Source organism: Deinococcus misasensis DSM 22328, from assembly GCF_000745915.1.
In the GTDB taxonomy this organism is placed as follows: Bacteria; Deinococcota; Deinococci; order Deinococcales; family Deinococcaceae; genus Deinococcus_C; species Deinococcus_C misasensis.
Window position 1 is genome coordinate 1 of record NZ_JQKG01000015.1, and the last position, 14,336, is coordinate 14,336.

A 14,336-nucleotide genomic window follows, 5' to 3' on the forward strand; every position below is an offset into this window, starting at 1 on the left:
CCAGAACAGAGACCTTTTTGTGTGATTCACCCCCTCAAACAGAGACCTTTTTGTGTGGTTTTCACCCCCTAAATGCGTCTGGAACGAAAGAAAAATCGTTACACTGATGTTGTTTTCTTTTAGTATTTAAATAAAAAAAACAACATCACCCTGGAGGAGCATGCCCAAAAGCCAGAACAAAATTCCTGCTGAACGCCGTGACGAAATCAACATCGCCAGGCTGGGCATCATCAGCATCCAATCCCGGGTGGACACCAGTGTCACCCGATGGAAAACCGCCTTCGAAATTGACCGACGCCCATACCGCGTGGAATGCGTCGCACCCGATGGACGGCCCCATGGCATTGACTCCGACATTGTGCTGGCCATCCAGACCCTTTACGTGCGGGCAGGATGCCCAGACCACGGCTGGGTGCACACCACCGCCTACGAACTCGTGGACCTCGCAGGCCTGCAGAAAAAAGGCGGCAGTTACCAGCGCATCAAAGAATCCCTCGTGCGCCTCTACACCACCAGCTTCTTCGTCTCAGAAGGCTGGTACGACAAAAACAACCAGCGCAAATGGGGCACAGACACCATGCGCTACATCGACCGCATCAAATACCTCGGCAAAGACGAACAAACCGAACTGCCCGGGCTGGACCAGAGCTCCACCCTCAGCATCAAACTCGGCGAGCAACTCGCCGAAAGCATCCGGGCCCGGTTCACCCACGTGCTTGATGGCAAACTGCTGCACCAACTGGAGCAACCCCCCGCAAGGGCCCTGTACCGCCTTCTGGAGGCCCACCGCACCACCGGAGGCGTGCGCACCCTTGAACTCATCGTGAACCTCGACGACTGGCGTCACGCCTGCGGGATCAGCAGCGACCGGCCAGAAATCATCCGGCGCACCCTCACCCCCGCCCACGAAGAACTCATTGCAGCAGGCTACCTGCAAGAAGTGCTGCTCGAAGGGCGCGGCAAAAAGCAAACCCTCACCTACCGGTTCCAGAACGACAACGCCCCGGATCCGGCACTGGTGGAAATGCTCATCGGGGCTGGCTTCGCTCGGGGTGCCGCCACCGAAATGGTCAAAGTGCACGAAGACCGCATTGAACCCGCAGTGGCCTACGCCCGGCACCGCAAAGAAGCCGGCTACCAGGTCCGCAGCATGACCGGACTGATCGTGGACATCCTCAAAAACCCCGATCGTTACGTGCTGCCCAGCACCCAGAGCGTGACCACCGTGGCCCTCACTGAAATTGCACGCCTGCACGTCGAACAGGCCGAACAGCAGGCCCACAAAGAATTCGAAGCCCAGCAAGCACAACTCAAAACCCTCACCCCTGCAGAGCAGTACCAGGAAGCCAAACCCGCCCTGAACCTGCTCCTCAAAAAGCACCTCAGCAAAGACGAACTGAAACTGCTCGAACAGGCCTGCCTCTCCGGACGCATCCAAGCAGCAGAACTCAAAGACCAGGTGACTCTGGCCACCGGCAGGCTCACCCTCAGTCAATTCATCCAAGACCTCAAAGCCCAATTGAACGAAAACCAGAACGACTGAGTGTTTTCCGCAAACCCAAACCAGCCACTTTTGAGCATTAAGGAGCCGTGCCACATGCATGACACCACCTGAACCCCTCCCAAAAGACCACCCCTCCCCCACTCTGGGAGGGCTGCACAAAACGCCACAAGCGTGGAATAATCATTCCCAAGGACGGCTGGCGAGCCGGGAAAACGCAAAAAGGACCCCTGGGTGTGGGGACACCCAGGGGGAACGGACAAACAAATTGGTTTGATGGATCCCAAACCTCAGAACTTGGAATCCATCATAGCCGAAAAAGTCTCACCAGCGCAAGCGCTGGGCGGTGCCTCATTGCCTGAATTAAGGCGTGTTGCACATTGAAAGGCTATGGTTATCATGCACATTCAAATTCAGCCAGAGCAGGAAACAATGACCATCACCATCAGTTTTGCCGAGCGGAAGCAACTGCTCAGGACCTGCACCAATGCCTACGAGCTGGCGGGCCTCAGCATGGCCATGCTTGCCTGCGACCTCAGGCCCCTCGACAAATACGAAGAGCTGCCCTGCATGCTCGGGCGCACCGTCCGCAACGTCATCAAAGGAGCCCAGCCGGTGCTTTCCGTATGTGCTGATGTAAGCAATTTGGAAGAATCAAAAGATTTCTTTGTTTCTGTAAGAGAGAAAAACAAAAACCGTACATACCAACATACGGAAAGCATCCCCCAGGAGGACCGCGACCGCCTCCGGGACCTCTCCCAGAAATCCGGGGTGCGCCTCAGCCAGGTGTACGCCGCCCTGATCCGCCACGGCAACCCCCTCGACTTCCTGACTGGGCTTCTGCAGGACATTGCTGCAGCCCCCAGCTTCCAGAGGGTCATCAACGCCACTGGGCTTTTCGTCTCCCAGACCAAACTCGGGGAACGCCTGCAATTCCCTGCAGGGGTGCGCGAAGAGCAGGACCTGCAGGCCATCGAACAGCAAACGCAAGCGCTTGAAGCGCAGCGCAAAACCCAGAAACTCCTGGAGGATGCCGAGTGGCGTGAAGTCATCGGCGACACCCTGCTGGAAGGCATGACCGTGCGTTACCGGGGCGCGCAGTACACCCTCACTGCCCACCATGGTGATCACCTGACTTTGACCGGCTGGGACCAGGACGGTGAGTACCACGAGCAGGTTCAGCTCTCCGCCCTGACCCCCGGGAATTTCATGATTGTTCTTGCAGGCACTCCAGAGCCTTCCCTGCCTTCACCGGAGCCTGCACCAGCACCAGAAACACCCTTGGACATCGAGCGGGTGATTCAGGAAGCCCTGAGTGCGGACCCCCTGACCGCGAAGTTCCTGAAGGGCCTGAAGCGCTCTGGAGGGGTGAAGGCGGCGCTTTCATGAAAGTGTTACGGATTTTCGGGTCTTTTTCGCCCATGAAGCCCTTTGAGGATTTATGCTGGAGGCATGCGCCGATTCACGAAACACCTTTTGATCCTGTCCTTGCTGGCCGTCTCCTGCATTCCGACCGTTCACGCCCAAGTTCCGAGGCCACCCGGCAACTGCTCAGGCACCGGAAGTGGGTGCTGATGAACGTCCAGAGAAACCCGGTGTGGGTGAAGCTGTGGCTGTTGGGGCTGTCCGCTCTGGCCCTGACAACCCTGCTGGGGCCTCCCGGCAACTGCTCTGGTGGGGGTTGCTGAAAGCCTTAGGCGACACCCCTTGACGCCCGAAAAACGTGTTTCAGAGAGGGTTTTTTGGTAGAATGGGTTATGGTTGAGCATGCTTTGAAAACCCCTGAGCCTGTGAAAGAAAGGCCCCATTACCGCCGTTGGGCGGAGGTGCCGGAAGGACTGGTCACCAAAACCACCCTGAGACGGGAGGGCCTGAAGCCCGCCCCGAACCAGCAGCATGTGGCCACCGTGACATACGGGCCAAGCCGGGACACTGCCCTGCTGTACCGGCGCAGCGAAGCCGTTCCCAAAAAACCCCTCACCGAAGCCCAGAAAGCCGGAATCCTGAGGGCCCAGGAGACCCGGGCGGAAAATGAACGTCGGGCATACGAAAAAGAGTGGGCTCACCTGCAGGCCAGAGAGGAAGCCCGGCAGGCGCAGATGGCTGAGGATTTCGAACGCCATTTGAAAGAAGCCCAACAGGAAGCCCTGCAGAACGTGCTGACTTTCCTTGAGCGTCACCCTCGGGACACCTGGCGGATTCTGGACACCGAAACCACCGGTCTGCAAGGCGAGGTGATCAGCCTGAGCATCGTTGATGGGTACGGGAATGTGCTGTACGACCAGCTCCTCAGGCCCATCCGGGATGAGATCGAGGAGGGTGCTTTCAGGGTGCACGGGATCCGGATGGAGGACCTGGAAGGCAAACCGTCATTCGCGGAGGTGTGGCACCTCGTTGAGCCCCTCTTGCGAGACAAGACCCTGCTGGCGTTCAATGCGGACTTTGATCGGGAGCGGCTGTATTACTCCCTGAGGCTCGACCCGAGTCCCTGCTGGCCGAAACCCACCCTTCTGGAGTGGGAGGGCCGGAACTCCTGGGTGTGTTTGATGCTGCTGGCCTCATCACGGCTGGGGTTCGTGAAGGAACACCGGGGGTACTTTGATGGGTTCTGGTGGTTGAAGCTCGACGAGGCCTGCTGGCGTGCAGCGATCACCCTCGGAAAGTTGCCCACCTTGAGGCCCAGGCACCAGGCCAAAGCGGACGCCCTGTCGTCCTTGGAGCTTTTGAATGACCTGCTGGAGCATGGGGCCAGAGAGCGGGACGGTCTGCCCGTGGAGCCTTTTTTGACGTGGCCGACTGCCGCTGAGGTGGAAGCGGCAGGGCTCGGGCACTGGGGCAGGGCATCATCGGCATGGCTGGAGATCACCCGAAAGGGTGCCGTGGTGGGCCGGGTGTTGTGGTGGCCAGTGAGCCGTTTGCTGCCTTGCTTCTGGGAGATGCACAAGAAACTCCCAGATCTGCCTTTTGAGGCGGTGCAGGCGTGGTGGACCGGGGCAGTGGAGAAAGCCCGGGCCTGCCAGCCGGGTGAGCTCGGTGAGTGCCGGCAGGTGATCGGAGAGTGGGGGTTCTCTCTGGACTGGTCCCCTGAACCCGAAGAAGAGGAATGACCGCAGCAATGCAGTTTACACATTTAACAGCAGATGTTTGTTGTTAAACAGATAACATCTGCTGTTTGACGGAACTGAAAGCCCCCTTGCAGCACGCAGAGGGGGGTTTTCAGTTCAGGTTTCTCTGGAAGGGGATTTCAGTGGGTTGCCCGTCAATGAACCGGATCTCGGGTTGCCAGGTGCGGAAATCTGGGGTGGCTTCCCCGAGGAGGAACAGGGGTTCCTCGAAAAGCTCGATCATGACTTGGTGGTGGATGCGGTGGCAGTTGGGGCAGGCGTAGGCCAACCCGAGGTCTGGCCAGTCAAAGTCGAAGGGGTGCTGGCAGGTGCAGCACTTGCCGTGGACCAGTTGGTCTTTCATGGTTTCAGTTTTTCATGGGTGAGGGGTGCTGGGGTGGGTTGGTCTAGGGATCAGGGCTTTTTTGGAGTTTCTTCAAATTGACTTTGCGCTGTAATGCGTTTTAAGGGGTTTCGGGGTGCGGAAGGTATCAGAATACTCAAAAGGGTTTTGAGGGGGCTTGCTTTTGACTTGGCGCAATGGATTTCATCGTTAAACGTTTAACAACTAACAGATAACTGCTGATTCCTACGATAAAGCGCACTATCGTAGACCCCTCCCAAGTTGCAGAGGACAAACCCCTCCGAGGGCTTTAAAATGAAAGGGCTCAATCCAATGGAGGCACCCATGAAATACAGCAAGTTTGAACGGTTCAAAATGATTCAGCAAATGCGCATCCTCAAAGCCCTTTACCCCCTGCAGGCAGAGCAGTATCAGGAGAACATCAAAGTTCTGGAAAACGGCTTTGAACTCGAAATAGACGAATTGAGCGATGGGCTCTACGAAGGGCTCGATCGGCATGGATGCGAAGAAGTTCGAGCCATTCTGGACATGGTGGCCGTGATGCAGCGCTCGAACGAAAACCTCGGGTTTCCCATCCCAGAAGAAAAAGTGAAATTCCAGGGTTTTGCAGGCAACGATCACTTTGCCCAGCACTCCTACATCAAGCACCTGATCGATGACACCAAAGAATATGAGTATATTAAAGGCGTGTTGAACAGTCACAACCCCTACACGTTTCCTTCCTATCAGAAAATGCTGGAGCGCTGGCGGAGTTGGGGGCAACCTCACCAAATGAGCGCTGAGAAAATTTTGGAGCTTCTAGACTCCCAGTGATTATGCAGCTCCACGTGTGCAGTAATCAAAATCAGTAATGCTCAGCAACTCCCGGAGGTTCTGCACAGCCAGAGCTGCTCTGGATTGCTGGGTCATGGGGCCTTGCTGGACCCGCCCCTGCCAGTTCCAACCGTAAGCGGCCCACTGCACGTAACTGCTTGAATCGCTGGAGTGCACCCCGAGGTCTTGCATGAGGTGGATCAGTTCAGGGGTCCCGAGGCCAAAGGCATGCACGTGCATGGGTCCGCTTTCCTCCAGCACCGTTTCCAGCACCTGCTGGACCGCCCTGAGGTCTCTGGCTTTCGGGACCAGAGCACCCACCCCCACCCCGTCGAACCCGGCATCTCGGTAGATGCGAACGGCTTCTTTTGCGGTTTCCGGGCACAGGGTTTGCAGGCTGGCGTAAAGCCGCATGGTTTTCTGCTTGCGGTTTTTGATTGCCCACAGGGCATTCAGGATTGTGTAGTGGTACCGGCGCTTCTGCTCCTGCCAGTCCTGCTCGGGCAGCACCATGAAATCCAGCGTGAAAGCAGTGCTGGCGTGCCGTTCCTGCAGGGCCAGCACCCCTTGAGGGGTGAGGGTCTCCCCTTTCACGGTCATGCTGGCATGGTCCCCTCGGGGGTGGAGCCGGGTGCTTTCGTGCCGACTGGCGAAGCCGCCACTGTCGATCATCAGTTTCACGGGTGGCTTGCCGGGTGGGAGTTGCAAAGCGGACTGGTGGGACACCATCACGGTGTCCACCAGAGCAGGCAGGTGGGGGCGCACCAGGTCATCGATGGGGAAGCGGCCCCCAAAGGTGGTGACCGGAATGAACTTCATGCTTCCCCCTGCTCGAAAGCCTGCTGGTAGCATTCCAGCACCTCCTCGGCACTCTGGAACAGTCGGGGTTCAGGGTCGAATTCGTCGTGGAGCATGGCGTGCCACTGGCCATTCCCGAGGCAAAGCAGGTCCATGTGGCCTTCTGGACCTTGCAGGTTGGCGATGATGCGCAGTCCACGTTGCTCGAATTCCAGAGCGGCTTTGAGCTCCTCGGGGGTGTGGACGTTCAGGCCGGTGTGGATGGCTTCGATGCACTCTTCTACGGTGCGGTGGTTGCCTTGCGCCCAGAGCACGAAGAAGGGGACGTTGTTGGTGAGGATCTGCCAGCCGGTGAGGGTGTAGGGGGCGGAGAGTGCGCGGCTGGGCATGCCAATTTCGTGATCTCCGATTTCAAACAGGAAAAATTGGTCTTTGGTGTTGTTGAAAAGGGGAAAGCCGAGGGCTTCTTCGATGGCAGCGAAGTCTGGGTTCATGCGGCTACCCCATCGGTTTCCACTTCGATTTCGATGTTTCCGGTGCCTTCGCATTCGGGGCAGGTCACTTCGTCGATCTCGGGGTAAACTTGCCCGTTAGAGTATGAGCGGCTTGTTTTGAAGAGGGTTCCGTGGCCTTGGCAGTAAGTGCATTCGGTGGTTTCAAAGTGGGTCATGTTGGTCTCCTTTGGGGTTGGGTGTCGCGCGTTTGCTTCCCGGCTGGGCGCGTCCTGATGTCATTTATTGTATATCGGATAGATATACTTGTCAACAGGTGAAAACGCGAAAAAGCCCTTGTGGGAAACTGTAAAATAAAATCGTTTAACAGCTAACAGAAAACAGAAAATGTTTAAATTCACACAATCTGCTATGATCGAAAAATGGCAACCAACCAGAAATTTGTGATGGTGGCATCAGGGAAAGGCGGCGTGGGCAAAACCACCACTACCGTGCACCTGGCCTACCTGCTGCAAGGGGTGATCGTGGACCTTGACCCCAAACAATCCACCCAGTATTTCAGCAACCTCAAAAGCCCAGTGATTGGCCTGCAAGACACCCTGCCAGAGGGCATGAATGTGATTGTGGATTTGCCTCCAAGCGCAGAGCTGGTGCAGAAGTACGCCCAGCATTATGCGGCGGCCATGACCCATGTGATCATCCCGGTGCAGCCCACCGCTGAAGATTACGCACTGGCCCGCAACCTGCACGGCATTTTTTCGGTGTTTCCGAGGGTCAAAGTGGGCATCCTCCTGAATTTCCTCGGGAACGATCGGGATTCCAAAATTGCTCCTTCTTTGATCAAAGACACTTTCAAATGGGATTTGATCGGCCAGATCGGTTACAAGCCTGCCGTTTTCAGATCGGTGCGCGCTGCCGGAATTTCCATTGATTCGGTGGACTGCTACATGCCCACCTGCTTGTGGGTGAACTCCTGATGGCTGCGAAAAAGAAAACCACTGAAGAACTGCTGGAGGAAAGACGCCAGCAGGTGATGCAACAAACCGAAAAAACCTCTGAAAACTGGAAGGCCCTCAAGGCCCCAGAGCTTCCCGCCATCAAGCCCACCGAGGCCTCTGCTTCATCACCAGTGCTCACTGAACTTTTGGGTTACCGGGTGAGTGAACGGCAAAAACAATGGCTGGCTTACCATGCCGAGCAGCAAGGCATCACCTTGACCTTGATGCTCGAGGAGCTGGTGAATGCCCGGTATGGCATGCCTCCAGAGAACTGGGTTGCGCCTTCCCATTTGCGGAAGAAGCGCAAGAGCAGGCGTGGCCACCGTTGAGTTAGCTGTTAGTTGTTAAACATCAGACCTGCATTGCGCGGGTCTGTTTTTTTGGCTCTGGGAGCCAGAGGGGGCTGACAAGTACATCAATCTGATATACAATTAAATCAAGGAAAACGAGCGCCCAGCCGGGAAGCAAACGCGCTCGTCACACCCAATCCAACCCCCTGAAGGAGAAGGACCATGAATCACATTAACACCCTCAACCCCCTGCAAGCAACCGAACCCCAAAACATCCCCCTGTACCCCACCGACCCTGAACCCACCCCCCCAGCAGCAGGGAAAATCAAACCCACACCCAGCGAAAAGCACGCCGAAAAACTCGAACGGGCAGCCAGAGGTCTTGACGCCACCATCGTGCGCCTCAGCATTCCTGCATTCGCAGGCTGCAACCTCACCCGCAGGCGCGCAGACTTCCGGGCCCAAAAACAAGCCGAGCACGACCACATGAAACAAGTGCAAGCCATCCTCCAGAAAATGGCAGAAGTGGCCCGCCAGAACCAACTGCCCAGCACCCTCAGCAAAATCACCCGCGCCAGCCAGGTCAAAGACCTCCTCAGGTGGTCCGGGTACCTCAACAGCACCGGCTACAACATCGAATACATCTACAGCATCCAGACTGAAAAAACCCTCAAAAGCCTCGGGTTTTCCTGTCTGCAAGACATGATCGATGCCTGCACTTGGGTGGCCACCTTTGACACCCCAGCGGACCCCACCATCAAGCGCATCCAGCAAATCGAAAGCAACCTGATCGGCACCAAAATCCCCGGATTTTTCCCCACCCCCAGACCCCTCATCAACGAAATGCTGCAATACGCCAGCATCCAGAGCGGCCATGTGGTGCTGGAGCCCTCCGCAGGCAAAGGAGACATCCTTGAAGCCATCCAGCAGGCTGAGCCTGCAGCGCAACTGCACGCCGTGGAAATCAACAGCACCCTTGCAGAACTGCTCACCCTGAAAGGCTTTACGGTGCACCAAGGGGACTTCCTGGACCTGACCGGTGAGTGTTTTGACCGGGTGGTCATGAATCCACCTTTCGAAAAAGGTGCAGACATCGACCATGTGCAGCACGCTTACAGCCTGCTCAAAGCAGGAGGCCGGCTGGTCAGCATCATGTGCGAAGGTCCGTTCTTCCGCAGCGACCGCAAAAGCCAGCAGTTCAGGGACTGGCTGCAGCACGTGGATGCCACCATCCACCAGAACCCCGAAAACAGTTTCTCTGGTCCAGAAGCTTTCCGGGCCACCGGCACCCGCACCCGCATGGTGGTGATCACCAAGCAGGCCATGTAGAACCCCCCAGCGTGTTGAGAAGGACGGCTTTGAAGCCGTCCCTTTTCAGCAAGTGAACATGAAAAAGGCCGGGATTCCCGGCCTTCCTTTGGTGCGTGGTTTAAACCAGTTGGTGCTGCCATTTTTTGCCGAGCACCTCGGCGAGCTTGTTGAGGGTTTGCAGGCTGTGGCCGAAGTAGAAGGGGTTTTTCATGCGGTTGATGGCGGCGGGAGCCGTGCCCATGCGGCGCGCCACTTCCCGTTCAGACATGCCAGATTCAGCCAGCGCTGCCTTGATGAGTTCGCTGATGGGGTTCATGGGTGCTGGTTCAATCCAGAGGGCTTCGGGGTTGTTGAAGTCCTCAAGTTCTTCGGCATCGATGTCTTCAAGGGTTTTGGTTTTGGCCTCGGGGATGGGTTGCCCGAGCTTCTGGAGGGTGTCGAGGTGCAGGGTCAGGCCTTGTTCAAGGCGTTCTTTGAGATCTTCTCGGGTTTGTGCGGTGGCGCTCACCTGGATGTCTACGAGGAAGCCGTTCCAGGATGTTTCGTGTGCGATGACTGCGAGGTAAGGCATGTCTGGTCCTTTCTGGAGGTGCATGAGGCTCTTGGGAAGGGTGGGGGAGGGGGCAAAGCCCCCTCTGGTCATTTGAGTCCGAGTCGTTTCAGGTACTTGTTGAGCAGTCCTTTGTCGATGTCGTCCCCGTCGTGTCCTGCGATGGTTTCGAGTTGTCCATCTTTGCTCCACTGTTCGTGGCTGCCTTCTTGTCTGATGGGCTTCCACCCTGCCTTCTTAAAGAGCTTCCGAATTTGGCGGTATTTCATGCACCTCCTTATGTATTCATGTTATCAAATTTGATAACATCTGTCAATACCAAATTTGATAACATTGCCCTTTTTGTACTCAGTTAGATGTTTGCTGTTTTCTGTTTAACAATTAGGATTTTTGTCCTCCCAGAGCGGTTTAAGCGTTGACAAGTATATCTATCTGATATACAATAAATGACATCAGGACGCGCCCAGCCGGGAAGCAAACGCGCGACACCCAACCCCAAAGGAGACCAACATGCCAAACACCCAGCAACCCCAGACCATCGAACAAGACGTCACCTTCACCTTCGACACCGTGTACGAATTCGCCATCCTCACCGGCGCAAACGAAGAAGTGGCCTTGCAAGAAGCATGGCAAGCCGTGGCCAAGCTCGGCATCCAGAAGCCCGAAAAAGGGGTGGTCGCATGACCTCCCTTTCTCTGGGCACTGTGTACCTCCACTGGGTGATTGAAGGCTACAGGATCGGCATGAACCGGCAACGGGCCACCGCTTACGCAGAACGCAAACTGCACCAGCACTGCAAAGACAACGACATCAAAACTGGGCAACTGATCATCCCCACACAGTGGGGGTACACCCAGAAAGAACAGGGGGCAAAGCCAGACGGCACCCACATCACCCTGAAAATCGATCAGGACTGGCTCACCTTCCCGGTGGCCACCGAAACCCAACCCGATGCACAAGACCTCATGCTGAAAGCCCAACAAAGCGGTTGCCTGATCGGAGCCCACCTCATCGACGGACAAATCACAGAAGTCTGGATGGCCCTATGAGCACTTTCACCCCCAAATTCCGCGAAAACCGTGACGGCAAATTCCGTCACTTCTACCGCACCACCGAAAACGGCCATGAAATCAAAGTCCTCAACCTGCAAGACCACACCCCCCGCTTCAAAGGCCGAAGCGACGAGCGATGCAATGGATGCTGGTTCGGCTTCGGCCACAGTGAAGCCTTCCACAACAGCTTTCTGAAAGGAGACAAGTGACCATGACCCACCAACCAGAAGCCTTCTACAACCTCGACGATGACACCTTAAGGGTGGACCTCAGCACATGGATGGAGCCCGAAATCTACCAGCGCTTCATCAAAATGGGCTTCAAACGGTGGCCGAAACAAGAACTGCTCGTCACCAAATGGAGCACCCGCACCGAAGACCTGGTGCTCGAAATCTGCGGCAATTTCGACATTGTGGTCCACGAATCCCTCTTCTCAGACCGGATTGAACGCTTCGAGCAATACGCCCAGAATGCCTCCAGTCGGGCCCAGAGGTTCCAGAAGGCCAGCGACCAGCATTCCGCCCGTTTCTACATGGGGCAACCCATCCTGATCGGCCATCACAGCGAACGCAGCGCTCGGGCCGCCCAGCGCCGGGCCCACAATGCCATGAGTAAAGCCGTGGCTGAAAGCGACCGGGCGTCCTACTGGAAGGATCGCGCAGCCGCAGCAGCCAGAAGGCAATCCCAGAAAGAAAACCCGCAGGTGATTTACCGCAGGATCCTGCGCCTTGAAGCCGACCACCGCAAAGCCAAAAGAGAGCGGGACGGCACCAGAGACCGGCTGGAAAGGATTTATGCCTTTGAAGATGACGGGAAACCTGTGGATTTTGAGAAAAAAGTGCTGGACTTCGAACGGTACTACCAGAGGATCGTTGACCATCTGGAGATGCGCCTCGCTTTCGAGCGTGCCCGACTTGAAAGCGTGGGTGGCCTGGTGATCGCAGACATCAAAAAAGGTGACCTTGTGCGCACCAAACTTGGCTGGGGCGAAGTGGCCGGGGTGGGCCCGAAGAAGCTGAGCATCAAATACCCCAACATGGTTTTCCCTTACAAGATCGGCAGGGAAGAGGTGCTGGAGGTCTGCAAGCCCACTGACAAAAGTGCATGAAAAAAGAGGGCCAGAGGGATACTCTGGCCCTCTCTGGAGTTGCTTTAAAAAGAGTCTCGCACGGCTTGCCGGAGTGCACCTCTGGCCAAACGTTCAAAGAACCCGAAAGGGTCGGTGACAATTTTGAAGATCGTCACGACAATGAAACCCATCACCATGAAGCCCAACAGCGAGGGGTGCTCAACGGCATAAAGCCCTGATGTGTAAGCGAAATAGATCGCGATGAGGCTGCCGAAGCCAGAAAGCAGGATGCCTGGGACGTTGCGGTCATGCAATTCTGTGGCGCAACGCTGCAGCAAGGCAAAAGCGAGAACGGCGCAGATAAAAGCTGTGAGGCCGTTTCCAGCGAACAAAACATAGGGCTCAAATGCCTCCCACATCATTTTCAAAACAATGCTTTTGCCTTCACTTATTGCATCTGGGATGTTTGAAAATGTGGTCTCAATTGTTTTTGTGTGGTCCATGCCTTTCATTATGGGGTCAAGTGCTCAAAAGTTGCTGATGTTTTTCATCTGTCGCCAAACCAGCGTAGACAACGTATAGACCATTTTTTAAAAATAGTCTATAATGATTTGCATGGGAGGACAGACATGACCTACACGAACAGCCAACAGCTTTACAGCGACATCAACGGACTCAAAAGCTACCTCACCAAACGGCACGCCAAAAAAGGCCCAGCAGGGCTCCAGAACCTTCCAAAAGAAACCCAAGCCAAAATCCCCGAAATTGAAGCCCGCATCACCAAAAACCTCGAATGGTTCGACGTCCAGAAACGCACCGAAATCACCCAGAGAGGCCCCTTCTTCACTGGACCCGAAGTCACCGAAGCCCTCTCTGAAAACCTCCTCGGGAATCCAGAGAAACTCCATCGGTTCCTCAAAGGCATCCAGTGCGCCCTGCTCGACCAAAAGGAAATCAAATGGTTTGAAGACATCCTCAAATAAGCAAAGCCCCCCGAGAGTTCGGGGGGCTGAATCACAACTCGCAAACCAATGCCAGCAATCAAGACTTCTGGGAGTCCCCCTTGCCTGACGGACCTTGATTCTGAACCAACGCATTAAATGCGATGGGGGCCATCGCCAAAAGCAGATTTTGAAACAAATCTCGGTCTTTAAACCACCCAAACACCAAAGCCAACAGCACAAGCGAAGCCAAAAGAACCTGCAATACACGATTGCTCATGGGTATTCCTTTCAGAACCACGTTTCCAGCTTCGGAAGGCTTGACAAAGAGCCACATGCCAAAAACGACATAAACGCGTATACTGTGACTCAAGTTCGGACCTCCATGGCCGGATGGAAGCTGCGCCCGACCGTCGGAAGTCAGGCACAGCACTCAAAACTCAGGGCCTTTCACCAGAGCGCCCCAGAAAAGATCAGTGTTCATGATTGGAAGTCGGAAGCACTGGTCTTTTCCTTGCGCACGCATTGTTCATGTTCATCACCCCCACAACCGACAGGCAAATCTGAAACTGAACAGACCACGATTGATCCCCATGGAACTCTGGGCATTGCGCACCAGTTGCTCCTCGAAGGGCTCGATCATGTCATCTCTTGCCCAGTTCTTTAATTCGCCAGTCAGCACATTCATGTAGAGCAGTGTACTGCAAGATTGAAGGAAAGTGTTTTCGTTGTCTGATGGCGGATTGTTGACGTTTGCGGTATGTTAAACACCTTCATTTGGACTTTGTGGAACGTAAAAAAGACACGATGGGCGGAAGGTTTCAGAGTTCAAAAACCATGATGTCGCCAGTCTCATCAGACGGGTAACGTGCCAGTCTCACACCACAGTGATGTGCTGGCCCCACAAAATCAGAATAGAGGCAGAACCGAAGCACACCTCGTTAACGCGAAATGATCCTGCAGCATTGAAGGTAGGGAGTGGCTTTAATCAACCTCTTGATTTAAGGGCATTCACGGAAAAGCTTTTTCTTGTGAACCGGTCAAAGAAGACCCACAGTTCACCGAAGTCCCGCAGTGCACTTAAACTGACCTG

General features: G+C 55.5%; 21 protein-coding genes. 13 read left to right on the top strand and 8 right to left on the bottom strand.

Annotated elements, in window-relative coordinates; all coding sequences use genetic code 11:
- The first annotated feature begins 160 nt into the window (after window positions 1–160).
- From Q371_RS11260 to Q371_RS25660, 4 genes are all read left to right on the top strand, one after another.
- Window positions 161–1,543 carry a replication initiator protein A gene (locus tag Q371_RS11260; RefSeq protein WP_034340475.1) on the top strand — a complete coding sequence of 461 codons (1,383 nt, stop codon included), beginning with the start codon at window positions 161–163 and terminating at the stop codon, window positions 1,541–1,543.
- Window positions 1,544–1,933: 390 nt separating this feature from the next.
- A complete protein-coding gene (locus Q371_RS11265) occupies window positions 1,934–2,890 on the top strand; it encodes a hypothetical protein (protein ID WP_034340478.1) in 957 nt (318 codons plus the stop codon).
- Window positions 2,887–3,189 (top strand): hypothetical protein, encoded by a 303-nt coding sequence (locus tag Q371_RS11270; RefSeq protein ID WP_034340481.1) that lies wholly within the window; start codon window positions 2,887–2,889, stop codon window positions 3,187–3,189. The genes Q371_RS11265 and Q371_RS11270 overlap by 4 nt, the downstream gene beginning before the upstream one ends.
- Window positions 3,190–3,258: 69 nt before the next feature.
- A complete protein-coding gene (locus tag Q371_RS25660) occupies window positions 3,259–4,608 on the top strand; it encodes a 3'-5' exonuclease (RefSeq protein WP_051964131.1) in 1,350 nt (449 codons plus the stop codon).
- A 109-nt stretch (window positions 4,609–4,717) separates the two neighbouring features.
- Here the strand turns inward: Q371_RS25660 and Q371_RS11280 are convergent, their stop codons facing one another.
- Window positions 4,718–4,969, bottom strand: a complete 252-nt coding sequence (locus Q371_RS11280) for a hypothetical protein (protein ID WP_034340483.1) — start codon at window positions 4,967–4,969, stop codon at window positions 4,718–4,720.
- Between the two features lie 324 nt (window positions 4,970–5,293).
- Between Q371_RS11280 and Q371_RS11285 the strand changes: the two genes are divergently transcribed.
- Window positions 5,294–5,782 carry a YfbU family protein gene (locus Q371_RS11285; protein WP_034340486.1) on the top strand — a complete coding sequence of 163 codons (489 nt, stop codon included), beginning with the start codon at window positions 5,294–5,296 and terminating at the stop codon, window positions 5,780–5,782.
- Here the strand turns inward: Q371_RS11285 and Q371_RS11290 are convergent, their stop codons facing one another.
- From Q371_RS11290 to Q371_RS11300, 3 genes are read right to left on the bottom strand one after another with little or no spacing between them, the layout of a single operon-like run.
- Entirely contained in the window at window positions 5,783–6,601 is an 819-nt protein-coding gene (locus Q371_RS11290; RefSeq protein WP_051964133.1) for a tRNA guanosine transglycosylase family protein, read from the bottom strand. It abuts the gene before it with no gap.
- Complete coding sequence (locus tag Q371_RS11295) at window positions 6,598–7,074, bottom strand: hypothetical protein (RefSeq protein WP_034340489.1); 477 nt, start codon at window positions 7,072–7,074, stop codon at window positions 6,598–6,600. Before Q371_RS11295 ends, Q371_RS11290 begins: the two co-directional genes overlap by 4 nt.
- Window positions 7,071–7,250: a hypothetical protein gene (locus tag Q371_RS11300; RefSeq protein WP_034340491.1), complete on the bottom strand. Its 180-nt coding sequence runs from the start codon at window positions 7,248–7,250 to the stop codon at window positions 7,071–7,073. The genes Q371_RS11295 and Q371_RS11300 overlap by 4 nt, the downstream gene beginning before the upstream one ends.
- Window positions 7,251–7,454: 204 nt before the next feature.
- On the opposite strand from Q371_RS11300, the gene Q371_RS11305 reads away from it, so the two are divergent.
- The 3 genes from Q371_RS11305 (at window position 7,455) to Q371_RS25665 (ending at window position 9,649) form a co-directional block, all read left to right on the top strand.
- Window positions 7,455–8,009 carry a ParA family protein gene (locus Q371_RS11305; RefSeq protein ID WP_034340493.1) on the top strand — a complete coding sequence of 185 codons (555 nt, stop codon included), beginning with the start codon at window positions 7,455–7,457 and terminating at the stop codon, window positions 8,007–8,009.
- Entirely contained in the window at window positions 8,009–8,359 is a 351-nt protein-coding gene (locus Q371_RS11310) for a hypothetical protein (protein WP_034340495.1), read from the top strand. The genes Q371_RS11305 and Q371_RS11310 overlap by 1 nt, the downstream gene beginning before the upstream one ends.
- A gap of 183 nt (window positions 8,360–8,542) precedes the next feature.
- Window positions 8,543–9,649, top strand: coding sequence for a DNA methyltransferase family protein (locus Q371_RS25665; protein WP_051964136.1), 1,107 nt, complete (start codon window positions 8,543–8,545; stop codon window positions 9,647–9,649).
- A 100-nt stretch (window positions 9,650–9,749) separates the two neighbouring features.
- On the opposite strand, the gene Q371_RS11320 is transcribed toward Q371_RS25665, so the two are convergent.
- Window positions 9,750–10,226, bottom strand: a complete 477-nt coding sequence (locus Q371_RS11320) for a type II toxin-antitoxin system HicB family antitoxin (protein ID WP_157442655.1) — start codon at window positions 10,224–10,226, stop codon at window positions 9,750–9,752.
- 44 nt (window positions 10,227–10,270) lie between these two features.
- A complete protein-coding gene (locus tag Q371_RS11325; RefSeq protein ID WP_034340500.1) occupies window positions 10,271–10,450 on the bottom strand; it encodes a type II toxin-antitoxin system HicA family toxin in 180 nt (59 codons plus the stop codon).
- A 241-nt stretch (window positions 10,451–10,691) separates the two neighbouring features.
- Between Q371_RS11325 and Q371_RS26970 the strand changes: the two genes are divergently transcribed.
- From Q371_RS26970 to Q371_RS11340, 4 genes are read left to right on the top strand one after another with little or no spacing between them, the layout of a single operon-like run.
- On the top strand, window positions 10,692–10,865 hold the full coding sequence (locus Q371_RS26970) for a hypothetical protein (RefSeq protein ID WP_157442656.1): 174 nt from the start codon (window positions 10,692–10,694) through the stop codon (window positions 10,863–10,865).
- Window positions 10,862–11,230 carry a hypothetical protein gene (locus Q371_RS11330; RefSeq protein WP_034340503.1) on the top strand — a complete coding sequence of 123 codons (369 nt, stop codon included), beginning with the start codon at window positions 10,862–10,864 and terminating at the stop codon, window positions 11,228–11,230. The genes Q371_RS26970 and Q371_RS11330 overlap by 4 nt, the downstream gene beginning before the upstream one ends.
- Window positions 11,227–11,442, top strand: coding sequence for a hypothetical protein (locus Q371_RS11335; protein WP_034340506.1), 216 nt, complete (start codon window positions 11,227–11,229; stop codon window positions 11,440–11,442). The genes Q371_RS11330 and Q371_RS11335 overlap by 4 nt, the downstream gene beginning before the upstream one ends.
- A gap of 2 nt (window positions 11,443–11,444) precedes the next feature.
- Window positions 11,445–12,341 (top strand): DUF3560 domain-containing protein, encoded by an 897-nt coding sequence (locus tag Q371_RS11340; RefSeq protein ID WP_034340509.1) that lies wholly within the window; start codon window positions 11,445–11,447, stop codon window positions 12,339–12,341.
- 44 nt (window positions 12,342–12,385) lie between these two features.
- Here the strand turns inward: Q371_RS11340 and Q371_RS11345 are convergent, their stop codons facing one another.
- Window positions 12,386–12,805: a hypothetical protein gene (locus Q371_RS11345; protein ID WP_157442657.1), complete on the bottom strand. Its 420-nt coding sequence runs from the start codon at window positions 12,803–12,805 to the stop codon at window positions 12,386–12,388.
- A 126-nt stretch (window positions 12,806–12,931) separates the two neighbouring features.
- On the opposite strand from Q371_RS11345, the gene Q371_RS11350 reads away from it, so the two are divergent.
- Window positions 12,932–13,285, top strand: coding sequence for a hypothetical protein (locus Q371_RS11350; protein ID WP_034340514.1), 354 nt, complete (start codon window positions 12,932–12,934; stop codon window positions 13,283–13,285).
- Between the two features lie 496 nt (window positions 13,286–13,781).
- Here Q371_RS11350 and Q371_RS26975 read toward each other — a convergent pair whose 3' ends face one another.
- On the bottom strand, window positions 13,782–13,931 hold the full coding sequence (locus tag Q371_RS26975) for a hypothetical protein (RefSeq protein WP_157442659.1): 150 nt from the start codon (window positions 13,929–13,931) through the stop codon (window positions 13,782–13,784).
- Between the last annotated feature and the right edge of the window lie 405 nt (window positions 13,932–14,336).